General features: G+C 67.8%; 23 protein-coding genes. 15 read left to right on the forward strand and 8 right to left on the reverse strand.

Features of this window, described 5'->3' with window-relative positions; genetic code table 11:
• Positions 1-2 precede the first annotated feature (2 nt).
• From RIA68_02255 to RIA68_02265, 3 genes are read left to right on the forward strand one after another with little or no spacing between them, the layout of a single operon-like run.
• Positions 3-746 (forward strand): ABC transporter ATP-binding protein, encoded by a 744-nt coding sequence (locus RIA68_02255; GenBank protein ID MEQ8316255.1) that lies wholly within the window; start codon positions 3-5, stop codon positions 744-746.
• Entirely contained in the window at positions 743-1,921 is a 1,179-nt protein-coding gene (locus tag RIA68_02260; protein ID MEQ8316256.1) for a biotin/lipoyl-binding protein, read from the forward strand. Before RIA68_02255 ends, RIA68_02260 begins: the two co-directional genes overlap by 4 nt.
• Positions 1,918-3,363: an efflux transporter outer membrane subunit gene (locus RIA68_02265; GenBank protein ID MEQ8316257.1), complete on the forward strand. Its 1,446-nt coding sequence runs from the start codon at positions 1,918-1,920 to the stop codon at positions 3,361-3,363. The genes RIA68_02260 and RIA68_02265 overlap by 4 nt, the downstream gene beginning before the upstream one ends.
• 824 nt (positions 3,364-4,187) lie before the next feature.
• Here the strand turns inward: RIA68_02265 and RIA68_02270 are convergent.
• Genes RIA68_02270 through RIA68_02280 form a run of 3 tightly spaced genes read right to left on the reverse strand, consistent with a single transcriptional unit; the run spans position 4,188 to position 9,098 of the window.
• Positions 4,188-4,991, reverse strand: a complete 804-nt coding sequence (locus tag RIA68_02270) for a restriction endonuclease (GenBank protein MEQ8316258.1) — start codon at positions 4,989-4,991, stop codon at positions 4,188-4,190.
• Between the two features lie 15 nt (positions 4,992-5,006).
• Entirely contained in the window at positions 5,007-5,963 is a 957-nt protein-coding gene (locus RIA68_02275; protein ID MEQ8316259.1) for a hypothetical protein, read from the reverse strand.
• A 36-nt stretch (positions 5,964-5,999) separates the two neighbouring features.
• Positions 6,000-9,098, reverse strand: coding sequence for an Eco57I restriction-modification methylase domain-containing protein (locus RIA68_02280; protein MEQ8316260.1), 3,099 nt, complete (start codon positions 9,096-9,098; stop codon positions 6,000-6,002).
• A 660-nt stretch (positions 9,099-9,758) separates the two neighbouring features.
• Here RIA68_02280 and RIA68_02285 point away from each other — a divergent pair.
• On the forward strand, positions 9,759-10,184 hold the full coding sequence (locus RIA68_02285; GenBank protein ID MEQ8316261.1) for a hypothetical protein: 426 nt from the start codon (positions 9,759-9,761) through the stop codon (positions 10,182-10,184).
• Positions 10,185-10,337: 153 nt separating this feature from the next.
• Complete coding sequence (locus RIA68_02290) at positions 10,338-11,423, forward strand: hypothetical protein (GenBank protein MEQ8316262.1); 1,086 nt, start codon at positions 10,338-10,340, stop codon at positions 11,421-11,423.
• Here the strand turns inward: RIA68_02290 and RIA68_02295 are convergent.
• From RIA68_02295 to RIA68_02305, 3 genes are all read right to left on the reverse strand, one after another.
• A complete protein-coding gene (locus tag RIA68_02295) occupies positions 11,339-12,001 on the reverse strand; it encodes a signal peptidase II (protein MEQ8316263.1) in 663 nt (220 codons plus the stop codon). The two genes, RIA68_02290 and RIA68_02295, sit on opposite strands and share 85 nt — an antisense overlap.
• A 3-nt stretch (positions 12,002-12,004) precedes the next feature.
• Positions 12,005-12,976, reverse strand: a complete 972-nt coding sequence (locus RIA68_02300; protein ID MEQ8316264.1) for a TraR/DksA C4-type zinc finger protein — start codon at positions 12,974-12,976, stop codon at positions 12,005-12,007.
• 147 nt (positions 12,977-13,123) lie between these two features.
• Positions 13,124-14,215: an acetyl-CoA carboxylase carboxyltransferase subunit alpha gene (locus tag RIA68_02305; GenBank protein MEQ8316265.1), complete on the reverse strand. Its 1,092-nt coding sequence runs from the start codon at positions 14,213-14,215 to the stop codon at positions 13,124-13,126.
• A gap of 52 nt (positions 14,216-14,267) precedes the next feature.
• Between RIA68_02305 and proC the strand changes: the two genes are divergently transcribed.
• From proC to RIA68_02320, 3 genes are read left to right on the forward strand one after another with little or no spacing between them, the layout of a single operon-like run.
• Positions 14,268-15,161: a pyrroline-5-carboxylate reductase gene (gene proC, locus RIA68_02310; GenBank protein ID MEQ8316266.1), complete on the forward strand. Its 894-nt coding sequence runs from the start codon at positions 14,268-14,270 to the stop codon at positions 15,159-15,161.
• Positions 15,162-15,212: 51 nt separating this feature from the next.
• Positions 15,213-15,947, forward strand: coding sequence for a hypothetical protein (locus tag RIA68_02315; protein MEQ8316267.1), 735 nt, complete (start codon positions 15,213-15,215; stop codon positions 15,945-15,947).
• Between the two features lie 5 nt (positions 15,948-15,952).
• Positions 15,953-16,336, forward strand: coding sequence for a hypothetical protein (locus RIA68_02320; protein MEQ8316268.1), 384 nt, complete (start codon positions 15,953-15,955; stop codon positions 16,334-16,336).
• A gap of 117 nt (positions 16,337-16,453) precedes the next feature.
• Here the strand turns inward: RIA68_02320 and RIA68_02325 are convergent, their stop codons facing one another.
• Positions 16,454-17,089: a hypothetical protein gene (locus tag RIA68_02325; protein ID MEQ8316269.1), complete on the reverse strand. Its 636-nt coding sequence runs from the start codon at positions 17,087-17,089 to the stop codon at positions 16,454-16,456.
• Positions 17,090-17,462: 373 nt separating this feature from the next.
• Between RIA68_02325 and RIA68_02330 the strand changes: the two genes are divergently transcribed.
• From RIA68_02330 to RIA68_02345, 4 genes are all read left to right on the forward strand, one after another.
• Positions 17,463-17,921, forward strand: coding sequence for a hypothetical protein (locus RIA68_02330; GenBank protein ID MEQ8316270.1), 459 nt, complete (start codon positions 17,463-17,465; stop codon positions 17,919-17,921).
• A gap of 69 nt (positions 17,922-17,990) precedes the next feature.
• Entirely contained in the window at positions 17,991-18,794 is an 804-nt protein-coding gene (locus RIA68_02335) for a hypothetical protein (GenBank protein MEQ8316271.1), read from the forward strand.
• A gap of 48 nt (positions 18,795-18,842) precedes the next feature.
• Positions 18,843-19,244 carry a hypothetical protein gene (locus RIA68_02340; protein ID MEQ8316272.1) on the forward strand — a complete coding sequence of 134 codons (402 nt, stop codon included), beginning with the start codon at positions 18,843-18,845 and terminating at the stop codon, positions 19,242-19,244.
• Entirely contained in the window at positions 19,229-19,594 is a 366-nt protein-coding gene (locus tag RIA68_02345; protein MEQ8316273.1) for a hypothetical protein, read from the forward strand. Before RIA68_02340 ends, RIA68_02345 begins: the two co-directional genes overlap by 16 nt.
• Here the strand turns inward: RIA68_02345 and RIA68_02350 are convergent.
• Positions 19,586-20,794, reverse strand: coding sequence for a class I SAM-dependent methyltransferase (locus RIA68_02350; GenBank protein MEQ8316274.1), 1,209 nt, complete (start codon positions 20,792-20,794; stop codon positions 19,586-19,588). The two genes, RIA68_02345 and RIA68_02350, sit on opposite strands and share 9 nt — an antisense overlap.
• Positions 20,795-20,833: 39 nt before the next feature.
• Between RIA68_02350 and RIA68_02355 the strand changes: the two genes are divergently transcribed.
• From RIA68_02355 to RIA68_02365, 3 genes are all read left to right on the forward strand, one after another.
• Positions 20,834-21,439, forward strand: a complete 606-nt coding sequence (locus tag RIA68_02355; GenBank protein MEQ8316275.1) for a pyroglutamyl-peptidase I — start codon at positions 20,834-20,836, stop codon at positions 21,437-21,439.
• Positions 21,440-21,604: 165 nt separating this feature from the next.
• Entirely contained in the window at positions 21,605-22,954 is a 1,350-nt protein-coding gene (locus RIA68_02360) for a GC-type dockerin domain-anchored protein (GenBank protein MEQ8316276.1), read from the forward strand.
• A 156-nt stretch (positions 22,955-23,110) separates the two neighbouring features.
• Complete coding sequence (locus tag RIA68_02365; protein ID MEQ8316277.1) at positions 23,111-23,818, forward strand: GC-type dockerin domain-anchored protein; 708 nt, start codon at positions 23,111-23,113, stop codon at positions 23,816-23,818.
• Positions 23,819-23,901: the final 83 nt, after the last annotated feature.

The raw sequence follows: 23,901 nt of genomic DNA on the forward strand, positions 1-23,901 counted from the left end.
CCATGACCATCGCCACCCTGCCACACGAGAAGTCCGCGGGCCCGACGCTCGCCGTGCGTTGCACTGGCATCGAGAAGTCGTTCCGCGCCGGCGAAACACGCATCAAGGTGCTTCGTGGCACCGACTTCTCGGCCGAGGCGGGCAAGATGACCTTTCTCGTCGGCCCCTCTGGCTGTGGAAAGACGACGCTCATCTCGGTCATCGGCGCCATCCTTTCCTGCGAGGCTGGCGAGCTCGAGGTGCTCGGCAAGGACCTCCGCGCGATGCGCGGTGGACGGCTGGCGGACTTCCGCCTCGCCAGGCTCGGCTTCATCTTCCAGCAGTTCAACTTGCTGCCCGCGCTCAACGCCGAAGAGAATGCCGCGCTCCCGCTCGTCGCCCAGGGCGAGTCGACCTCAAGGGCCGAGAAGAAGGCCCGCCAGTTGCTCGAGCGGCTTGGTCTCGAGGACCAGACGCGGAAGATGCCCTCGCAGCTTTCGGGCGGGCAGCAGCAGCGAGTCGCCATCGCTCGGGCCCTCGTGCATGAGCCAAGCCTGCTCATATGCGACGAGCCGACGGCGTCGCTCGATGCCGCATCGGGTCACACCGTAATGGAACTGCTCCGCGACGTCGCGCTCGCGGGCGACCGATCGGTCATCGTGGTGACGCACGATAGCCGCATCTTCGAGTTTGCCGACCGCATCAACCACATGGCCGACGGCCGCATCACGCGGACCGAAACACCGGAAGAGGATTCGCGATCATGAGTACCCGATCAAGGCTCCTGACGTGGGGGCTGCCGCTCGTCGGTCTCACGGCCCTGGTGATGGGAACCGGGCTGGTGGTGAAGAACCGGCCCATCACGACGGACGAAGTGCCGCCCCGCCAGCCGACGACCGCCCCGGCCGCGTCCGACGCTGGCGTCGGCACGGATGGGAAGGCCTACATCGGAGCCATCGGTACGAGCGAGCCGCCGGGCGAGGCTCTGGCGATCGCGGCGCACACGGCCGGGGTGATCACGGACGTGCACGTCGACGTTGGCGATCAGATCCGCAGGGGCGATCCGTTGTTCACGGTCGACACGAGCCGGGCGGAGGCCGAAGTGGCGCTGCGCGAGGCGGAGATCGAGGTGGCGACCAGCGATCTCGCGTCGCTGCGCGCCGCCATCCCGCCATTGCGTGCGTCGGTGCGGTCGGCCGAGGCGTCGGCGCAATCGGCTCGGGCCGACTTACGGGTGGCCGAGGCCGACCTGGCCGACAAGCAGAACCAGCTCGCCATCGCCCAGGCAGTCGACGATCCGCGTGCGATCTCGCGAGAGGAGGTCGATCGCCGGAGTTTCGCCGTCGCGCAATCCGAGGCTCGCGTCGAGACGGCCCGCGCCGCCATCGAGCGCGCCGACGCGAGCGTCGCTGCAGCACGAGCCGAGCTGCAGCGGTTCGTCGACGCGGACAGGGCGGGAGACGGCCCGGAAATCCTCGCTGCTGAGTCCCGCGTGACCCAGGCTCGCCGGGCAGTAGCGCGGGCTCGTGCGGATCTGGCGTTGCTCACCGTCCGCAGCCCGGTCGATGGCCGCGTGCTGCAGGCCAATGCAAGGCAGGGCGAGTTCGCACCCGCGTCGGTCCCCAACGAGGGGCTGTTCGTCTTGGGTCGCGAGGGCTCGATGCACTTGCGCGTCGAGATCGACGAGGTCGACATCCCTCGCTTCTCGCCGAGCGCTCGCGCATGGGCGTCTCCGCGTGGCGATGCGGAGCAACGAGTTGCGCTCGAGTTCGTGGCCATCGAGCCGCTGGTGGTCCCGAAGCGAAACCTCTCCGGCCGCACGAGCGAGTTGATCGACACGCGCGTGCTCCAGGTCGTCTACGCGCTCGACGAGTCGTTCGAGTCGCCCGGCATCGGCCAGCAGTTCGACGTCTACGTCGAGGTCGAGGGAGAGGGATCATGAGCCGGCACGCGTCGGTCGTGTTCGGGCTCTCGGCTGCGATCGTGACTTCGGGCTGCGTGGTCGGTCCGGACTACGAACAACCCGAGCCGGCGGAGTTGCTTCCCGAGTCGTGGGCGGATGCCGAAGTGAGCGAGCCCGAAGCCGACTTGGGTGAATGGTGGTTGCGATTCGAGGACGAGGAGCTCACGTCCCTGATCGAGCAATCGCTCGCCTCCAGCCTCACGCTCGCCGAGGCCCGAGAGCGCCTCGTCACCGCGCGCGCCCGCCGCGGCATCGCCAATGCCGAGCGCCTCCCGACGCTCGATGCCCAGGGCTCGTACACCCGTACCGAGTCGGGCGACGAGGCTCCGAGCTTCGGCTCTTCGCAGGCGATCCAGGATGGAGACCTGTACTCGCTCGGCGCCGTCGCTGGATGGGAGCTCGACCTGTGGGGCCGCGTGTCCCGGTTGGTCGAGGCCGCCGACGCCGAGATCGAGTTCGCCACCGAAGACCTGCGGGCCAGCCGCGTGGCGCTGGTGGCCGAGGTCGCGCGCGAGGTCATCGCCGTCCGCGCCATCGATCGCGATCTCGCGATCGTGCGGTCAACGATCGAGACCGACCGCGACGCGCTCGACATCGCCATCGCGCGATCGGCCGCCGGCTTTGCCGACGAGCTCGACGTGGCCCGGGCTCGGCGGGACCTCGAGTCGAACCAGGCGTTGATCCCGGGGCTGGAGTCCGACCGACGCGCGGCCGAGTTCCGCGTGGCCGTGCTGCTGGGTGTGCCGGCGGGCTCCGTTACGATCGCGGAGCGCGGCTTGCCCGAGGGCGTAGTCGTGCCGAGCCGCGGTGTGCCGGCCGACCTGCTCATGCGTCGTCCGGATCTCCGGCGGGCCGAGCGCGAGCTCGCCGCCGCGACGGCGCGCATCGGCGCGGCCGAGGCCGAACGCTTCCCACGCGTCACGCTGCTTGGCTCCATCACGCTCCAGGGACCGGATGCGAGCGACGCGGTCAACCCCGAGGCGTACGTGCTGCAGGCCGGGCCGACGATCTCGCTGCCGCTCTTCCAGGGCGGCCGCATCGACGCCCGCGTGCAGCAGGCCGAGAGCGAGCAGCGGCAAGCATTGATCCGGCTGCGGGCCGCCGCGCTCGGGGCGCTCGCCGAGGTCGAGACCGCCGGCGTCCGCCGCGCCCGGGCCGAGGCTCGGGCGGAGCGCTTCCGCCAGGCCGAGGTCGCCGCCCGGGACGCCGAGACGCTCTCGCAGGACCGCTTCTCGGCCGGCCGCGTCGACTTCCTGGACGTCACCGAGGCCCGCCGCGCGCGGCTTGCCATCGAGCGGAGCGTGGTGCGCGCCCGGCGCGATGCGTTGCTCGGGCTGATCGACCTCTACGCCTCGCTCGGCGGTGGGTGGGACGCCCCGGCCCTCGACGGCGTCGCGTCGACCACGGATCCCGACGCGTAGGCGCGCGACCGCCGGCGGCTGGGGGGTTGGAAGCACGGGGGGGAAGCGACGGAGCGACGAAGGCACGGAGCGACGAAGGGTCCGGATGGAGCACGCCTCCGTCCGAGCCGGTTGCGTAAGCAACCGGACCTCTTCGGCCGGTCGCCTGGTCGACGATCGTTCGTGGTTTCACTTCGCGAGCGGGGCCCTGCCCTCCGAGCATGCACGCCCGCGCCCGCCGCTCACGCCCGTGTTCGCGCCGCCCCCGCCAGCGGGCACGCCTCGCGCACCGGTGTTATTGCCACCGAGAGTCGTGCGGATGCCGTCCGTCCTGGTGTTGGTGGCTCGGGCACCGGTGTTGGCGTTGCCCGCACTGGTGCGGGCGGCTCCGGCACTCGTGTTGACGCCGTCGGCAGGGGTGCGGACGCCATCCGCAGCGGTGCGGCTGCCTCCCGCAGGGGTGTGGATGCCGTCCGCAGGCCTGCGATTCTCAATCACACCCCTGCGATTCTCAATCACACCGACAACGATCCGGCCGATGTTCGGGAGCCACCCCCGCCCACGCGTCGCCAGGGGGCCTAACGCGAACATCGACCGGATGGGGAGGGCGGCGGTTTCCCTCTCCCTCGGGGAGAGGGCCGGGGTGAGGGTCCGAGATTCCGCTTCCCAAGTGCTGACGAGCCCCCGCGGTGACGCGGGGGGCCCACTCCGTGGGGGGCTCACACGCTCTCCCGTTCCCAGCGGGGGAGCTGCCGAGGTCTTCCGAGGCTGAGGGGGTCTTGGCTCCGCTTCGCGGGTCGGACGAGCCCCCGCCGTGAGGCGGGGGGCACCCCGCGAGAGTCGATCTACGCGATGTCGCGTGTGCCCTTGCAGGCCGGGTAGCGCGTGCAGCCCCAGAACTCGCTGCCCGCGTTGGCCCCGCGGCGCGCGAGCCGGCGTTGCATCGCCGCGCCGCACGTTGGGCAGGCCGGCGGCTGCGACGCGACATCACGCTCGGCTTCCGGTTGCGACGGCTGCACCGCCTTGATCATGCGCAGCAGCTCGTCGCCATCGATGAGCCGCAGCGGCTGGCCCTGCCGCGTCGCTTGATCGGCAAAGCCGATGGCCTCCTTCGTGAATCCGCCCGAGGCGACGACGATGCCCGCGTGGGCCCGCTCGGCCGCGACGACGCCCAGCAGCTCGCGCACGATGGGCGCGCCCGCCTTGCCCTTCCAGTGCTTGCACTGCACGAGCGTTGCCTTGCCGTCGCGTGACAAGCGAACGTCGACGCCGCCATCGGGGCCGCCGCCGTCCTTGCGCCGCACGGCGTAGCCCTCGCGCCTGAATGCCTCGGCCAGCAGGGCCTCGAAGCGTCGCCAGCCGAGGGCTCGCACGTCCTCGATGTTGCGCACACGGTTCAGCGTGCGCTTCTCTCCGAGCCGCTGCGCACGCGCGAAGAGCCACACGGCCATGATCGCGATCGCGAGGAAGACCGCGCCCGGCAGCGCGATTCGCATGAAGCTCTGCTGCGCCGGCAGGGCCATCTGCAGCACGATCGGCAGTACAATGCCCACGATCGCGAACGCCTTGACGGCAAGCACCGGCCCCAGCCACGCGGGGCCGTCGCGCAGGATGTCGAGGAGGGGGAAGCTCTGGGATTGCTTGGGCATGGCAACGCGGCTCTGCTATTCCTGGAGTGGATCAAACAACCCCTTGTCTTCGCCCAACTCACCTCCATCAAGGCCCGCGATGAGCCAGTAGTGGCCCTTCCTGCCTTGTTCGTAACCCCTTCGCTGCATTTGCACGACCATTGGCGTATCTAGGTGGAATGCACCGGTGTAGCGATTAGCCCGCCGTCGGATCATCGGATCGATGCAGCGGAATCGCTGCACGCCCAGTTGGCTGGGTTCCTTCGGCGCGAGAAACTCCATAGTGCCGTTTCCAGTCCGTCTATTGATGCGAATAAACTTCACGGCTGCTGAAATGATGCCTTCGTCCTCCGGATCCAGCACTGGAGGCTCATACGGAGTAATAAGTGCCGTACGGTCAGCCTGCGTAATGGTGATGGGGCTGTCCGTCTCGGCCAGCTTGGCCACGACGTCTGCTGCCGACGACTGAAGTGGTGCAGTAGCGTCGGCCAGCGAGGATGCCACCGAGGCAAGGTACCGCTCGGAGTTCTCTCGGTTACGCGTTATTCGAAGGGCATGCTCCTTTGCTAGGCGTTCAATTTCGTCTATAGCATCATCCTCGGTAACGTGCTTCTGTCGAAGGTGAACTTGCGATTGGATCATAGTGGCGACCCATGGCCATCCTCGCTTGGCGAGTTCATAAGCGCCGGCACCGATGACCCCCGCTGCGGAGGCGTTACCAAACCAGAGTACCGCATCAACAAGAAAGGAACTCTTTCTCGCTCCGAGAACGCGCAATTCCGAGATTCGAACAGCGCCCGGTGGTGCCGGTTCGAGCCGGCCTAAGGCCTGTGCGTACATCGCTAAGTGGAGCAGACGATCCCAGCCCTCAAGGGATTGAGCAAGTTCGGCTGCGGGAACTTCACCACGAGCTGCGAGTGAGCCATCGTACTTCAACGTAAGTGCAAGTCGATGCTCTTCATTGCCATAACGCTTGCTTACACGCTTGGCCATCGTACGCTCCCTTCGAGATCAGTATCTCCCTATATGCTACGAGATCGCCTCCTCGACGATGGCGGTCTCTTCGTCGGTCAGGCCGTAGAGCTTGTGGACTAGCAGTTCGATCTCGCGGTCGGTCGCGGAGAGTCGGCTCTCAAGGACGCGGCGCTCTTGGGGGGTTAGCCTGGTGCCCTCGTCACCGTGGAGCCGCCGATTCATGTTGAGCATGGACTGGACGAGTTCAACCATTTGATTGTGGTGAGCTACATCAGTCGCGTCATCAACGTCAATACGCCGAATGGGAAGACGAGAAACCGAATTCCAAAAGTACTCAAGAATGCCGCCGCTCTTGAGCTTTCCAATGTACCGAAAACGAAATGTCATGACCCGTGAATTCAAAATGCCTAATATGTACAGCAGATCCTCGCCCTGGTCATTATCGAACAACACTGTTGTATCGGTAAGTCCCAAGAACCTATTGTCAAAGTCTGGCGCGAATCGATTTTCGTTCGCGAGGTAGGGACAATACAGCTTGCGCCGCTTATGCCATTCAGCGTGAAGCGGCCAAGTATATCTCCACCAGTCGCAGTCACCTCTTACATACGCGGCACGCTTCTTTAGTTGAGATTCGGCAGATAGAAGGTGAGATTGTACCGCTGCCGGCAATTCTTCAAAGGTGTCTACTTCTTCCAAGTACAGTAGCTTTTCACCGCTATCGTGAATGCTGTATCGCTGGATGTCAGAATTGCGGGCCCGCGTATAAACAAGCTCTTCGGGTACGCCCCAAGACGCCATCAGATGGTCATTAAGCTTGCCGAAGACACCATTTCGGCCGGTTTCCATCCCTTTACCAATAAGTAGGACTCGGTCGACTGGGTCTCCAGCGTTGTCTAACTTGTCTAAAAGGCCTTGGATACGGGAGGTTCCAAAGACCCAAGGCTCCGCACCCAAACGTGCTTGCGGCACGTCCACAGTGGCAAACGCGTCCATGCAGTCTAGTGCAAGCGTTCGCACCTCAGAGCGTTGGCTTGATTGCAGCCGCCTGAACGATGCTATAGGGACTGTCTCGCTTTGGACAAGCTTAATAATCGCGGTAGTTATCCCTACTCCCTGAAATACATTGTAATCTCGAAGATCAATAACATGATCAATGTCGGCCTCTCTGGCCAAGAATCCTCGTAGGCCATCAGCCTTGTATGCTTCTAGGAAAGCTCGAGATACGATAAACATCACCGTTGCGCTTCGTAACGCCACCGACCGAGCTAGAAAGTAGAAGAGGATGTCGGTTTTGTCACGATAGACATGTGGGTAAGCACGTTTGAGATATGCGGCGCGAGGATCGCCCTTGCCCCAAGTGTCGTCTACGTTGAAGTACGGCGGGTTCCCGATCACCGCATCAAACCCACCGTCTTCCGTGACTTCCTCGAACCCTATGTGCCAATCAAACGCGTTGATTCGATACTGCTCCTCGTCGTCGAACATGCCCGATTGCCGGCCGGTGTAGAAGTCGCTGCCGATCAGTGAATTGCCGCACTTGATGTTGTCGCTCAGGTCGGGCAGGGCTCGTTCGTGTCGATCAAAGATATTCCATTGGGTTTCCAAGGTTGCATCGCTCACACCTTCGAGAGTCTTCAGCAGAAGACTGAGCTTGCTGACCTCAACTGCTTGGGAATCTATATCAACGCCAAACACATGGGATACCAGGATGCGTTTGCGTTCTACCAGCGTAAGCGCCCAGGTTCCTCTTGTGTCTTCCGTTGGCCCGCGCTGCCTAGACCGTGCGCGATCTGTCTGCGCGGCGACCGGTGGGCGAGGTAAAGCCGCCCAGGACTCTGGGTCGTTGTTGACGTAAAAGTCCAAGTACCAGTCCAGCAGCCGTTGGTAAGCACCTAGCAAGAAGGATCCAGAGCCACAGGCTGGATCTAGCACGCGAAGCGGCTTGTTCATTACCGGCCCGCGAGCCTTGCCACGACCCTTCATTACGATCGTGCGGTCCTCAAGCAGTCGACCCACGGTCTGCTCGACGATGTAGTCGACGATGTATGTTGGTGTGTAGTAGACACCTCCGGCCTTGCGGACTTCAGGCTTTGTCTCGACCTTGGCGGTCTTGCCGGTTTTGCTCAACGATATGACGCTGCCCAGGAACCGCTCGTAGATGTGGCCGAGTAAGTCAGCTGACAATACCGCGAAAGCGTACGGAGATTGTGGGTAGTAAAGATTGTCGATGATGTCCTTGAGCACCGAGTCTCCGACGTTCAGCGCCGGCGTGAGCGTGTCAGGATCGTCGCGACCTCGCTCGCTGTCAAAATGAAAGAGCCCCGAGTTGTATTTGGCGTCCGCCGCTCGAAAGTGCTTGAGCAGCCCGGCGTATACGTCCTTGCCTTTGGCAATGGTTCGGAGCGTTTCTGCGACTTCAACGCCACGGTCTTCGCAGATCCGCAAGAACACGATGCGATCAATGATGAGCTGCACGGCGTGGTTGAGCTGTCGAGTGGAAAGGCTGTTGTTGCGCGCGAGGGCTTGGGCTAGCTTGGCACGCCATGACTCCAGAAGTTTGAGAAAGTCGTCGTCGGGCTCGGTTGTGCCTCGCTTGCCGGTTGTCTTCGTAGCATACTTGTCGAACGCGCCCCTTAGGATCGACGACTTGGCAAACACAGATGCGATCTCGTGCCACCTGTCATCGTACTCGTCGTAGGTAATGTAGAGGAGACGCGCAGTGGCGGGGGTGTCGTTCGGCTTCGGCTTAATCTTGCAGTCGTAGACCGCGAACTCCTCGAAGTCTGTCAGGATCGAGAGCGGGAGCTTGGCCGTCCACGCGTAACTCCGCAGCTGGTACGCTGGCCGCCGTTCGCCTTTCACGTCGACCGATGGTTTCTTGGCCTCGACGAAAAACTTGCGCTGGCCGCCGATGCGGAAGGAGTAATCGGGGGCTTGGGTCGTCCCGCTCGTCCTCAAGGCCGCCTCGTGAACGACGTCCTTGTAGCTACCGGCGTAGCCTTTCTCGTTAAAGACGTCCCAGCCGAGAGCTCCGAAGAATGGATCTAGGAACTCGCGGCGGAGCTGCGTCTCGTTGTAGTTGCCACGCTTGTAGGCGTCGATGTGCTCGGCGAAGCGGGCGACGAGGTCCTTGACTTCCTTGGGTGCGGGCATTGCTACATCCGTATGAACGAGGGCCCAACCTATCGGTCATCGCATTACGATGAGGGCCCATCCTACCCCAACCCCCTACAAACGTCGCCAGAACGCGAGAAGGCGAAAGACCCCCTCCGACCTCGGCAGACCTCGGCCACGAATCCTCCACGGAGTGGCCCCGCTGGGAGCGGGGGAGGGGATGACCCCCCACGGAGTGGGCTCCCGCGTCACCGCGGGGGCTCGTCAGAGTCCGAAACGCGACCGTCGCACGACGCCCCCCGCGGAGCGGGTCCCAGAACCCCGCACCCCCGGGCCATCCCCCTCGTCCCATAGAGAAACCGCCCTGGCGCCCCTCAGAAAGACTTTGGGTCGAGCGTCAAGAGTTTTTGAGCCTTCGGAAATCATTTCCAAGGCCTCGGAAATCATTTCCGAAGCCTCAAAGATCGTTTCCGAAGCCTCGGAAATCGTTTCCGAAGGCTGTTCAAGAGTTTCCGAGGCCTCGGAAATGGTTCTTGGAGGCTGTTCAAGCGTTTCCGAAGCTTCGGAAATCGTTCCCGGAGGCCGTTCAGGAGATTTCGCGGCCTCGGAAACCGTTTTTGAGGCCGCAAGACTCGCTCCCGACGCTCCCCCAACGGCCCATCGGGCACCGTCGCCAACCGGCGCGACCCTAAGAGCGACTTGCGAGAACCGCGCCCGAAGCCCGGGCCGATCGCCGCTACCGTTGGCCACGCCGCGGGGGACGGGACGGGCCACCGGAGGAGCACGGTACATGCAGGCCAAGGACCAACACGACGTGCCGCGGCGGAACGCGCGGCCGGCCAGGCTTGCGATGCTCGCGCTGCCGGCCCTGTTCGTGGCGCACCTCGTCGTACCGGCGGGCTCGAGTGGATCGCCTACCAGGTCGCCACCAGGCTCACGACCAGCGTCGTCAGCGACTGGAGCGACGAGAAGACCTTCAACTTCGGCACCATCGGCAACCAGAACCCGGCGTCGACCTCGGCGCCCACGAGCAGCGGGCCGGACGGCGGCGAAACGCTGACCATCGAGGATGCCCAGCAGCTCAAGGACGCCCAGACCGCCAAGGGCGCCGACAAGGCTGGATAAGGACGGCACGCCACGATTGCACGCGATGGGCGGCCTCGGCCGCCCTTTCTCGTGCGCCTGCGTGCGGCCAGCGGCCCCCGGGCCACGCCCGATCGCTCCCCTGCGTACGCTGCGCACGCGAGGAGCATCGGCCTGCACGGCAGGAGGGCACGCGTGTTCCAACCCGATCCCGGTTCGTACTGGTCGCTCGCGCTCGACCGGCTGATCGGCGTGTCGCCGATGCTGGTCGTCGCGATCGTGGGGCTGTGCTTCGGCCTGGCCGCCCTCCGCCGGTCGCGCGGGGCGGGCGGCCTTGTGGTCGTCGCGTGCGCCCTGTCGATCGCCAACGGCCTTGGCTCTCCGCTCGGGCAGGCGTGGCTGTCCCACCGCATGTACACGGGCGGGTTCATCGAAGACCTGCGGCCCTGGATGATCGCGCTCAGCCTCGCGACCATCGTGATCCACGCGTGCGCGTTCGGGCTGCTCGTCATCGCGGCGCTGTCCTGGCGCACGGCGGGCACGCCGGCGGTCCCAGCGCGGGGGGCCGATGCCACGCTCCCGCACGGCCCGTCGACGCCGATCTCCAAGGGACTGTTCCTCGGCACGATCTACGGGGCGAGCATCACCGCGTGGGTCGCCATGGTCCCGATGGTCGTGCTGATGATCGAGGGGGATCGCGACATGGTCGGCGTCGCGCTGGCGCTGATGGGGCTGGTCGTCGTGCTCGTGATCGTCAGTACGGTGATGCTGATGGTCCTGCTGTACAAGCTGTGGGCGTCGATCCAGCCCACGCGCACGACGGCGGGCAAGGCCGTCGGCTTCCTGTTCATCCCGCTCTTCAACCTGTACTGGGTTTTCCGGGCCTACCGCGGCTGGTCGGTCGAGGCCAACCGCTTCCTCCTCGAGCACGGCATCGAGGCGCCGCGTTCGAGCGTCGGGCTGGCGACGGCGCTGTGCGTGCTGCTGGTGCTGTCGGCGGTGCCCTACGCGGGGCGCCCTTCGGGCTGGTCGCGTCGGTCCTGGCCTTCCTGCACCTGGGCCGCGCGATCACGATCGCCAACGCGATCCGCCGGCTGCGAGTTCCCGGCGGCCCCGCTGGCCAGGCGCCTTGACGAACCGATCCGCCCGCGCAGCGCCAGCCCGAAGGGCGCGGCCCCGCCGGCGAGGCGACAGGATCAATCCCTCGGCCCCCGCCACAGGAACACGACCAGCACGCCCACGCCGATGATCAGCCACAGGTCGGCAAGGTTGCTGACGTAGGGCCAGACCTCGCGGCCGCTCCAGGGCGTCTCGATGCCGAAGGGATAGTTGACGCCGGGCAGGGGATGCAGGAAGTCGCGCACGCAAGCGAAGCGGACGCGGTCGTAGAGGTTGCCCAGGCCGCCCGAGATGACCAGGCCGATCGCGGCGTGGGCCCACCGGTCGCGCGGGCCGGTCCACCGGGCGAACATCCAGAGCGCGAAGGCGATCGCCAGCGTCGTCGCGATGATGAAGAACACGCGCTTGCCGGCGCCGATGCCGAAGACGGCACCGGGGTTCAAGACCAGCTTGAACTCGAGCACGTGCGGCACGAGCACCGTTGGGTCGTGGCGGGGGATGAGCGTCTGCAGCTCGGTCGCGTCGATGACGTCGCGGCGGTCGATGGCGACCGGCGACGGCGCGAGCGTGTTGAAAGCGATGGTCTTGCTGGCGAGATCGATGACCGTGCCCAGCACGACGACGACGAGCAGCACGAGCCACGCCTTGCGGCCGGGGCGAGACTTCTTCCCCGCGTCCGGCTTGGCGGTCGGCGCATCCTTGTCCTTCGAAGCGGCCTTCGATGTCGCGGGCGTGGCCACGGCCTACCGCTTGCCCTCGAGCTGGCGGGCGGCGTCGATCGAGTAGCGGGCCCAGGGCAGCTCCTGCAGCCGCTCCTTGCGGATGGGCTTGCCGGTCGCCACGCACAGGCCGAAGACGCCGTCCTCGATGCGCTTGAGCGCGGCGTCGATTTCCTTAATGAGGTTCCGCTCGGCGGCCGCCAGGTCGAGCGAGAGCGTCTGGTCGGCGGCGTCGCTGCCGGCGTCGGCCATGTGCTGGGGCGTCTTGCTCAGGTTGCCCGAGCCCCCGCCCGTGAGCGCGCCGCCCTCGAGCCCGGTCACTTCGCTCAAGACCTCGTTGCGCTTGCGAAGCAGGATGTCGCGGAACTTCTGCAGCTCGCGCTTGTTGAACGGGCTCTTGGTCGGATACTTCTCGGCCTTGGCGTTCTCGTCGGGCTCAACCCGCTGGCTGGACGAGATGAGCGGCTTGCGCGCCGGGCCGCCGGGGCTGAGAAGGCCTCCGATGCCCTCGGGCATGACCGCCGCGGGCGGCTTGGGTCGCTTGGGCCGGCTCGGCCGCGCGGGCTTCTGGTTGGCGCTCGCCGGTGGGGGCGGCGGCGGCGGTGGGGGTGGAGGCGGCGGGGCGGCCGCCTTCGTCGTGGTCTTCTTGCTCGTTTTCTTCGACGGCACCTTCTTGGTCGAGGGCTTCTTCGTGGAAGTCTTCTTGGCCGGGGCCTTCTTCGTCGTCTTCTTCTTCGACGTCTTCTTGGTCTCGGCCTTCTTCTTTGGCGCCGTCTTCTTCACGGCGGCGTTCTTGACGGGGGCCTTCTTCGTCGTCTTCTTGGTGGTCGTCTTGGCGACCTTCTTGGTCGTCTTCTTGCCGACCTTCTTCGTGGTCTTCTTGCCGGCCTTCGTGCTTGTCTTCTTGGGCCCGCCCGACTTCGATGCGGCGGCAGCGCCGCCCTTGGCCTTGCCGGCCGCGGAGGGCTTCGCGGGAGTGGTTTTCTTCTTGGCCAAGGCGGCTCCGGGGGCGCGAGAACACGGCCGAAGACGAAGGCACGCGGCTACCCCGGCCGGAGGACGCCAAGAGTAGGGGGCGTCTTACCGGTCGTCAAAAGAGGCAAGCCGCGAAGTTCGTGGCCCCGGAGACCCCCGCCAGGGCCCTCAGGAGGCCGATCCGCTGGTTTCGCCGGTGGATTCACCGGTGGCTTCGCCGTTTCCGGCGGGCTCGGCGGCCGGCTCGGGCTCGGCGACGTCGAAGCTGCCCAGGCGGCGGTACCGCTGGTAGCGGGCCTCGAGGAGGTCCTCGGGGCCGATCTCGGTCAGCTCCTCGAGCTGGGCGACGATCCAGCGTTCGAGCTTCTTGGCCGCCTCGGCCTTGTCGCGGTGGGCCCCGCCGGCGGGCTCGTCGATCACGGCGTCGACCACCCCCAGCTCGAGGTTGTCCCGGGCGGTGAGCTTCAGGGCCTGGGCGGCCTGGCTGTTGGTCCGCTCGTTGGCCTGCTTCCAGAGGATGGCCGCGCAGCCCTCGGGGCTGATCACCGAGTACCACGCGTGCTGCAGCATCGCGACGCGGTCGCCCACGGCGATGCCCAGCGCCCCGCCCGAGCCGCCCTCGCCGATCACCACGCTCACGATGGGCACGGGCAGTGCGCTCATCTCCTTCAGGTTCACCGCGATGGCCTCGGCCTGGCCGCGCTGCTCGGCCTCGAGCCCGGGGAACGCGCCGGGCGTATCGACCAGCGTCACGATCGGCACGCCGAACTTGGCCGCCAGCTGCATCTTCATGAGCGCCTTGCGGTAGCCCTCGGGGTGGGGGCAGCCGAAGTGGCAGCGGAGCTTCTCCTGCGTGTCTCGGCCCTTGTGGTGGGCGACGACCAGGCACTTGAAGTCGCCGATGCGGCCGAAGCCGGTGACGATGGCGGGGTCCTCACCGCTCCGCCGGTCGCCGTGCAATTCGGTGAAGTCGCGGCACATGGCCTCGATGTAGTCGCGGCCCTGCGGGCGGTTCGGATGTCGTGCGACGCGGACGGTGTTCCACGGGCTGAGCTGCTTGTACAGCTCGTCCATGGTCTGGCTGTGGCGGGCCAGGCGGTCGGCCAGCGCGTGCTCGGCTTCAGCTAATTCGGCGGGGTGGGCGCCCGCGGCGGCGTCGCCCTCGCTCGTGAGCGTGTCGACGCGGCGCTTGAGCTGGGCGATCTCGTCGTCCAGGGCCCGCAGGGGCTGCTCGAAGTCCAGGGTGTAGTACGTCGCCATGAATCCTCCAACATCCGCGGGCCGATTCTAGTGGCCGGCCGTACCGTGTGCCATGCGCGACACGCCCATCCAGCCAGACACGCCCACGAAGCACGTTGACGTCTGCCCGCTCCTCGTCGTCGGCGGCGGCGCGATGGCCAGCGCCATCCTGTCGGGCGCGGCCGGGGCAGACCTGCTCGACGGGCCGTGCGTCGTCGCCGAGCCGGACGCGGACAAACGCAAGACGATCGGCACGCTCTCGCCCTCGATCGACGCGGTCGAATCGATCGCCGACGCCTTCGATGCCCTGCCCTACGACGACGCGACGGTGCTCCTGGCCGTCAAGCCGCAGATGCTCGGGCAGGTCGCCGAAGAGATCGACGCGTGCGTGGGCGAGGCGATGCTCGAGGGCCGTTGCGTCATCAGCATCCTCGCGGGCGTTACGATCGAGAAGCTTAAGGGCACGCTGAAGGCCCGCATCGTCCGCGTCATGCCCAACCTGCCGATCTCCGTCGGTCAAGGCGCCACGGCCATGAGCGGCGGGCCCGATGCGACGGGCGAAGACCTCGATCGCGCCCACCGCCTCTTCGGCGCCGCGAGCCAGGTCTTTGACCTTCCCGAAGACGCCATCGACGCCTTCACCGCCGCGGCCGGCAGCGGGCCGGCGTACGCGTTCCTGCTGGCCGAGGCGATGGCGGCCGGAGCCATCGAGGCCGGCAACGACCAGGGCCTGAACGAGACGACGACGCGGGCCATCATCGCCCAGACGCTGAGGGGCGCCGCCGAGATGCTGGCCCGCCCGTGCAACGGCGAGCTGGCCGACCCCGCCGCCCTGCGCGCCGCCGTCACGAGCAAGGGCGGCACGACCGCCACGGCGCTCGACGTGCTGGAGGCCCGGGGCGTGCGGAACGCCGTGCGCGAGGCGGTGCTGGCGGCGGCGAAGCGGGCGGGGGAGCTGGGGAGCTGAATGGTGTTCCGCTGGAGCAACCGGGCTTGCGGGGCACCGTACAACGGGGCCATGATGCAACGCACGATGGCACGCAAACGGATGCTCGCGCTCGCGCTGCCCATCGCGGCGATGCTCTCGCCCGGCTGCGGGGAGGCGCCGGCCACGCACCCGGACGCCGAGGCCCTGCTCGCCGAGCCATCGCCCGCCGAGCCCAGGACCGAGGCGGCCGTCGTCGCCGCCTTCGACGGCTATCGCCTCGCCGCGGCCGATGGACGCGGGGCCGATGCGCTCGAGTACGTGCACGAGCCGTACTACGACCTCGTCCGCCATCACCTCGACCTGGTGCTCGACGCCGACCGCGACGACGTCGAGGCGCTGTCCTTCGCCGACCGCTACATGGTGCTGTCGCTGCGGATGCGTGTCGCGCCCGAGCGACTGCGCACGATCACGCCCAGGGCGCTGGCCGAGCTCGCGATCGAGGAGGGCTGGTTGAGCCAGCTCGCGCTGACGCACGCCGAGGTCGATCGGGTCGTCCTGCTGCCCGAGGGGCACGAGTCGCCCTGGCGTGCGGAGATCTTCCTCAGCGCGCTGGGACAGCAGGGCCGCACGCCCATGCCGATGTTCTACGAGGGCGGCGGCTGGAAGATCGACCTCAAGACGCTGTTCGAGCGCGCCGCCCCGCAGCAGGAGCGGATGGCCGAGATGCTCGGTCCGGATGCCGACGCGATCATCCTCCGCGGCATCGCGGCCAAGGACGGCATCGACGTTCCCGAAGACGTCTACGCACCGATCGGGCGGGAGTGAGCACGATGGCTCGTGGTGCGACATCCGTTCGACGCATCAAGCTCATCTGCATTGCCGTGTTCCAATTGCTCGTCGCGGGGTACCTGTGGCTCTACCTGCTCGCCATGGGCGCGAAGGCCAATCGGTACCAGTCGACCGAAGCGGCCAGCGCGATCATCGACGCGCTCCAGGCCCGGGGCGAGCTGGCCGTCCCGCAGGCTCGCGATGAAGCGAACGATCAGCTCTTCGTGATCGCCAACATCGTCATGGAGCCTATCGTCGACGGACGGGTCCCGCTCCTGTGGGCGACCGTCGCGCTGGCGAGCTTCGGTCTGCTCTTTCTCCTGCTCGCCCTCCTGCCCGATTGCTGGCTCCAGCGCTCGCGCCCCTCCGACGAACCCCTCGCGTGAGCGAGGGGGCACCGGCGTAGCGGGAGTCGTCGGATAGGCCATGCCCCCCGGCTCACGCCAAGGGTTCGTCAGAAGATCGCGCGTGTCGATGCGGTCTCTCCTGCCGAAGGCTGCGCTCTACGCCGCCACCGTGCCGAACCTGACGTCCACGGCTTCCGCCGGCGTTCCGACCTTGTCCCCGCGCACCGGCGTCAGGCGGTATGCAACCTCGCGCGTGCCCTCCGGCAGCGTCTCGTCCCTGTACTCGTTCGTGCCGCTGGTCCCGAGCAGCTCGAAGCGGCCCGACCCGTCGAGCATGCGCTCCACGCGCGTGAAGGCCCGGGCGTGGGGGCGGGGGCGGGTTGCCTGCCAGGCGAGCACGATGGCCCCGTCGTTGTCCACGTGCGTGCGCACGCTCGTGGGCGAGGAAGGCCTGGGCGTCGGGCGCGGGGCTTTCTCTTTGGGAAGCTCGGCCAGCACGAGGACGCCCGGATCATCTTCGCTCTTCGCCTTCGCGCGGATCACCGAGATCAGCCGACCGCCCCGGCGGCGCAGAACATACTCGAGCCGGCGTGCTTCTCGTGCGGCCGCGCGTGCCTTCGCCTGGTACCGCTGGTTCTCCTGCTCGGCCGCGCGTGCAGCCTCCAGCGCCGCACTCAAGAGCGCCGCGTCCTGGTCCGTCAGGCCGATCTCCCCGGCCCGCTGGGTCCACTTGGTTATCCGCGAGCCGAAGAAGGCAAGCGCCCCCCTCCGCCCGCGCGGCACCGTTGGCATGGCGCACGGCCTCCCGTTGCCCCCCGGGATTTGCAGGTGAGGGGCTGTTCTCCTGGGTTTCGGCATCGTGGTGGGGGGTCTTGAGGGATTTCTTGCCCGGGCCACGAGAAGAGCCCGGTCTTCCGTTCCCGCGGCGCGCAACGCACGCCGTGCGCTGCGGGCCCGGGGGGCCCAAGCCCGGTCCGGAGCGATGCACGCGCGCAACGCAGAGCCTGCGCTGCGCGCGCCGGGAGCCCAGGGGCGGGCTTCGTGAGCCCGGGCGCGCAACGCACGGCGTGCGCTGCGCGCCCCTATCTTCCACGGCTCCGTTGGCGTCTTGAGGATGAAGGGCCGGGCGGACCGGGACGAGTCGGCGGTTCCTGGGAGGCGCATCGTGGGCTACTGGGTGCGATACACCGACGATCGGGAGGAGCGGTTGGCCTCGGGATACCTGCGCACCGCCGGGCGGGCCCGCAAGGCCGGCGTGCCCAGGGACGCGGCCAAACGGGCGCTCAAGAAGGTCAACGCCCAGGGCATGGCGATGGGTTTGCTGTTCGGCACGACGATCGTGGTGGTGCGCGCGTTGGCCAACGCGTGGTCGGGCCCGGGCGGGTTTCAGGGCGGATATCTCGTGGCGGGCGTCGTCGTGGTGCTCGTGGCACTCGCGCTGCACCCCTTCGTCGTGCCCCGCGCGATCCGAGCCCACAAGCGCGGCTTCCTCGACGAGGGCTACTGTCCGGCGTGCGGCTATTCCATCGCCGGACTCGAACTCGAAGAAGACAACTGCCGCGTCTGCCCCGAGTGCGGCAGCGCGTGGAAGCTCGAGGTCGACGCAACCCCTCCCTCTTCGTGACCCTCGCGGCCCAGGCGCCCGACGCCGGCCACCGATCAAGCCGGTCCGGAGAGCGGCCGATGCTTGGGCATGATCATCCTCTCCATGGACACGCGGGTGATGGAGCGCCGCGTGGGGGACGTGGCGATGGCCTGCCCGCTGCGCCGCGTCGTCGTCGCCTTCGAGGTGTTCGAGGCCACGTCGTACGAGCGGCTGTGGTGCGTACGCCTGACCCGCGGCGAGGTAGTCCGGCGCGATCTTCGCGATTCCAGGGGTCCGCGGACGCTCGCGGGCTCGCTGCTGCCGCGACGCAAGACCCCGCCTGTGCTGCCCATCGACGGCCCGGCGCCGCACACCGTTCGCCGCTGGAACGACCTGGCCGAGCTCGTCGAGAAGACCAACCCCGGCGCCCCCGAGGACGCCGAGGCCATGGCAGCCCAGGATGCCGCGCTGCGTGAGGAGCGCGAGGGCAGCCAGGCCCGCCTGGCGGCGATGGTCGACCGCATCGTGCTGGCCGACTTTGCCGCCCAGCGGGCGAGGGCCGAGGGCACGGGCCAGGCGCTCAACGCGCTCATGCTGCTGGCGTCGGCCGCGGCGACGCTGGTGGGGCTCACGGCGCTGGCCGTCGGGCAATGGTGGGCCTGGCTACTGCTGGCGCCCGCCGCGGTGCTGGCCGCCAAGGCGGTGCACCGCTCGTACCTGGGCGGCCGCGGCGTGGCGCGACGGGTGGTGCGAGGCGTGCTGGCCGAGTCGCTCGCCCACCTTGCGCCCAGCGAGGCCGAGCTGCGCGACGCCCTGGACGTCGCGGCCGCACGCCGCAGCGACGCGGCGCGATACCTCAAGGACGCCGACGTAGGCACGATGCTGGGCGTCGACCGGCCGATGGCCGCCTGAAGACGCGGCACGCGCCCGCCAACAATGCCCCGTGCCACGGGGGATGCCATGACGCGGCTGCTCGGTGAGGGCGTGTTCGTCGCGGGGCGGCCCGTGCGCGATGACCGCGGCCGGTGCGGGCGAGCGTCCGACGCGGGCCGTGTGACGGCGGCCGACGCTCGGCGTCATCCGGGCGTGATCGGCTGGCTCGCGTTCGTCGCGCTGGTCGTGGTAGGCGGGAAGATCTGGCGGTGGAGCGAGGGCCTGGTCGCCGGAGCCGCGGGCTGGGCGCTCGGTGGCACCGTCGCGGTGGCGGCGCTGCTGGCCGTGACGATGCTGCTCTCGGTGTCGATCGATCGGAGTCGGCGCGCGCGAGCGCGAACGCGGAACCGTGCAACCAAGGCGTCCCTGGACGCCGCGGAACCCGATGGCACGCCCGAACGAATCGGAGAGGCATGCGGGCGGCGGTGATCACCGACGGGCGGGGCGAAGAGCGCGAGGCCGCCGGCACGCTGCACACGCCGCCGCTGGGGCTCAAGGACCGCATCGGCCTGGGCCAGGCGCTTGCGCTCGCCGCTATCGCCTTCGCGCTGCTGATCGCCGGGCCGCTGGGCTTGTTCGTGATGGGCGGATGCTTTGCGATCTGGATGCTGTGGTGGTTCATCGCAGGGCGGCAGCAGGCCGCCGACGAGCTCATCGCCAGGGGCACGTGCGCGTGCTGCGAGTACGAGATCGCCGGGCTGCCCATCGAGCACGACGGATGCGTCGTCTGCCCCGAGTGCGGCGCGGCGTGGAAGGTGATGGACGCTTCCTCAGCCTGACCGCTCGCAGATGATGGCCGTGGCCTTCTCGCCCAGCCGCAGGACGAACACGACGAGGCTCCGATCACCCTTGCCACGCAGCGTCTTCTGCAGCGCATCGGGGTCGACCAGCTTCGCGCGCGTCTTGATCGTCACGATGCCGGCGCCCAATTGCTGCAAGCGCGAGCGCACGGCCTTCGTGCGCCACGGCATGGCCTCGAGGACCTGGTAGCCCGTCAGCCACGGGCTCCGCACCTCGGAGTCGCCCGTCAGCACACCGACCGCGGGGTGGATGGGCCGCAGTCCGACCGACTTCGCGAACGGCCCGAGCAGCCCCGACCGTTCGAGCGAGGCGTCGGCCTCGAACACGGAGCCCAACACGGGCGTCGCGGGACCGTCGGAGTCGTACCACGCGTCGGCATCGATGAGCGGGCCGGGCGCGGCGGCGAACGCCTCGCCCGATGGCAGCAGCGTGGCGAGCCGATGGCCCGCTGCGACGCCCGCGCCTTCGGCGAGGCTCCCCGTCCACAACAATGCCTGGGTCAGCCTGCCGTGCTCGCTGACGAACTCGAGCTGCGACCGCTCGTGGCGAGGCAACATCGAGAAGTCGACGCCCGGCCCGAGCTTGACGCACGCACCCGCCGCACGCCCGACGACCGCCTCGACCACGTCCGGCCCGGGCTGGTAGCTCGCGTAGTCGTGGCGGCGCTTCGAGCCCGCGCGTCGGCTGGGGTCGAGGTGCACGAGGGCGCCTTGAACGTCCGCGAGCACGCCCTCGGATCCGACATCGGCGACGCGTGCCTCGCATTGCGCGTTGTGGCCGGCCATCCACGCGCGCGTCGGATCGAGGTCGACCGCCGTCACGCCTACGCCCGCACGGATAAGCTCGAAGGCGTCGGCACCGATGCCGCAGCACAGGTCGAGCGCCGCGCCGCCAACCCGCGCAAACCGCGCCGCCTTGTGACCCGCGGCCAGGGCCGACGACGCGACCATGACGCCCTCCTCGTCGGCGACCAGCCTCGAGACGAGGTCGGACGCCAGCTTGCTCGCGGCGCGGTTCCGGGCTCGGGCATTCTCGACCGCGACGGCGACGACGCCCTGGGGCCAGTCCTTGCGCAGCAGCGCGAGGTCGGCAACGGTCGGCCGTAGCGGCGCGGCGAGCAGCTCGTCGGCGGGGCCGCTGGCCGCGTAGGCCTGCCAGTCTTCAAGCGGGAAGTTCACGCGGCCATCATTGACCGCCGCGGCGGCCAAGGATGCGCTATGGCAACCACCCGCGTGCTCGTGACCGGCTTCGAGCCCTTCGGCGGCAGCGACGACAATCCGTCGATGCGGATCGTGCACGCGCTGGCCGGCGATCCGCCGGCGGGCATCGAGCTGGCCACCGGCGTGCTCCCGGTCACCTGGGCCGGCGCATGGCCGGGCGTGCTCGAGCTCATGAGCCAGCACCGGCCCGACCTCGTCCTGATGCTGGGCCAGAGCGGCAAGCGATCATCGGTCACGGTCGAGCGATTCGCGCTGAACTTCGGGCGCGGCCGCATCGCCGACAACGACGGCGTCGATCGTCCCGACGGCGCGCTCGTCGAAGGCGCACCGCTCGCGCTCGCTTCCACGATCGACGTCGACGGTGCGGTCGAAGCCATGACGAACGCCGGCACTCCGGCGCGTCCGAGCCACGACGCGGGCGCGTGCGTGTGCAACCTCGTGCTGTTCCAGTCACTGCTCCGCGCCACGCCCGGCCAGCGCGCGGGCTTCATCCACGTGCCCATGCTGCCCGGCCAGCAGGGCACCGAGAACGGCGAGCCCACCATGGACGCCGCCGAGAGCGGCAGGGCCGTGCGCGCGGCGATCGAGTTCCTGAGCGCATAAGCCTGCCTGCGAAGCTCCTGCACTGCGACTTCCGCACGCGACGGGATCCTCGTGAGTGTCGCCCATCTCATGCGCTCTCACTCTCAACAGGCCTTCACGCGTCTTCCAGGACGGACGGCCCGTTGGCCGCCGGCGCGAGGCGAGGCCTGGCAACAGGAGTGAGTCATGCGAAATGCAATAAAGAAGGGAATCCTCTCCTCGGCGATGGCGATGGCCGTTCTTGCCGGCGCACCGACCGCCGACGCGGACGATTGCTGCCGGTGGGAGCTGAAGGTCAAGCGCAAGGCCATCCTCTCGGACAACTTCGAAGTCGAGCTGTGGGCGCACTTTCCCGACGACAAGCACGCGTTCGCGGGCGCCAAGCTCGACATCCTGAGCAACGGCGTCGAGTGGGTTAAGGTCGGAGACCCGTGCATGCTCGGGCTCGGCATCGGCGAGGTGGGCGACGTCGTCGGCGACGACGTCATGGACATCGTGGTGGGCCAGATCCACTTCCCCGCTGGTTCGCTGTTCGCCGATACGGACAACCCCATCCGGGTCTGGTGCGGCGAGTTCGAGGCCTCGGGCGGGGCACCCTTCCGCAGCATCTGGACGCAGACCGACATCTTCGAGTACTACGAGGAAGCCGACTCGTCGGTGAAGGGGTCGTGCGATCCCTCCGAGGCGTTCCGCTCGGTCTTCGTCGGTCCGATCGTCGTCGATGACTGGATCGCCGCGACGTTCGACGGCACGAGGGGCGTTCGGCGTGGCGACAGCCTGGTCCTTTCGACCGCTCCCGGCGCTCCTCCGCAACCCGGCGTCGCGTTGACCGATGAGACCGCGCGTTGGGGACCCCGCTCGCGCTTCGAGCACACCATCGACGTGGGCGGCCTGCCCGACGGCACGACGGTCGACCTCGAATGGTTCCCGTGGTGGAACTGCGGCGGCTTCTTCCGCGAGACGCTCTCGGCCCGCATGGTCAAGACGCAGGCCCCCGGCGCCCCGACCATCATGGAGGTCACGCCCGACTTCGGCGACGTGGGCGTGCCTCGCGTCCCGATGCGTTTCCTGCTCGATGGCCGCGAGGTCGGCGACCCCATCCTTGGTTCGGGCGCCTCGTTCCGGCTGTTCAACTTCTGCTTCGAGCTCACCTGGTGCTACGTGCTCAACAGCAACGACCAGCTCGTGCTCGTGCTCAAGTGCGACAACCCGTTCGAGGTCGAGGTCGGCAGCCGTCGCTACACGGTCGACACCATCCAGCTCGATCCCGGCTTGGGTTCGGGCCAGGTGGGCGGCCTCGACCGCGCCGAAATCCACGCCGACGGCGCGCAGGCGATGATCATCGCCGGTGCTGGCTTCACCGGTGGCTGCCGCGCCGACTGCGACGGAAGCGGCGACCTGAACATCTTCGACTTTTTGTGCTTCCAGAACCTCTTCGCCAGCGGCGACCTTGCGGCCGACTTCGACGGCGACGGCCGGCTGACCATCTTCGACTTCCTGGAGTTCCAGAACGCCTTTGCAACCGGGTGCGATTGATCAGATCGCCCCGGAGCAGACATCGCGGGCCATCGGACCGGCGACTTCTCAGGCCGTCAGGAAACGCCCCTCCGCGAGACCCCTCGTAACGCCGCTACGGGCCATCCCGTAGCGGTTGTTGTTGCGAGGCGGATTCAAGCTCAAGGAGAGATCTCGATGCGTACCCCGACCATGACCTCTGCCATGCTTGTCGCGGCCCTTGCCGGCCTTGCCTGCACCAGCACCGCCAGCGCCCAGACCTTCGTCGAGGGCGTCAACCACGACATCCCGCGCCTGACCACCTGGACCGCAACGCGCGGCCATGAGCAGGCGTTCCGCTGGACGGCCCAGAGCGACTTCGACATGATCCAGATGCTCTGGCACACCAGCGCGATCGCCGACGGCGTCATCCGCCTGCGCGAGAGCGACTTCGGCCGCCCGGGCGACGTCCTCCGCGAGGTTACGTTCAGCACGACCAGCATGGGCTGGGGCGGGGCCGCCTTCAGCGAGCCCTTCTCCGTCGAGGCCGGCCGCGAGTACTTCGTCACCTTCACCAGCCTCACCTCAAGCTACCGCGACTTCGTCGCCGTGGACGACCCCAGCGCCGTGCAGATGACCTACTTCTGGCAGCCCTTCGATAGCGGGGATAGCTGGAACGGTCCCTTCTCGGGCGATCCCGGTCGCCGGCCGATCATGTTCTACGAGCCCGACTCGGTCTGCTATCCAGACTTCGACGGCGACGGCTCGCTCACGATCTTCGATTTCCTCGCATTCCAGAACGCCTTCGACACCGGCGACCCGTCGGCCGACTGCGACGGCGATGGAGACCTGACGCTCTTCGACTTCCTCTGCTTCCAGAACCTGTTCGATGCCGGCTGCGGTTGAGCCGGTCGCTTCGACGGGGAGGCCGTGCATCGACCGCGCCCGACCCGGTGCCGGACGTCATCGCCTTGGCTAATTGGTGGCGC

The organism is Phycisphaerales bacterium (assembly GCA_040217175.1).
Taxonomy (GTDB): Bacteria; Planctomycetota; Phycisphaerae; order Phycisphaerales; family UBA1924; genus JAHCJI01.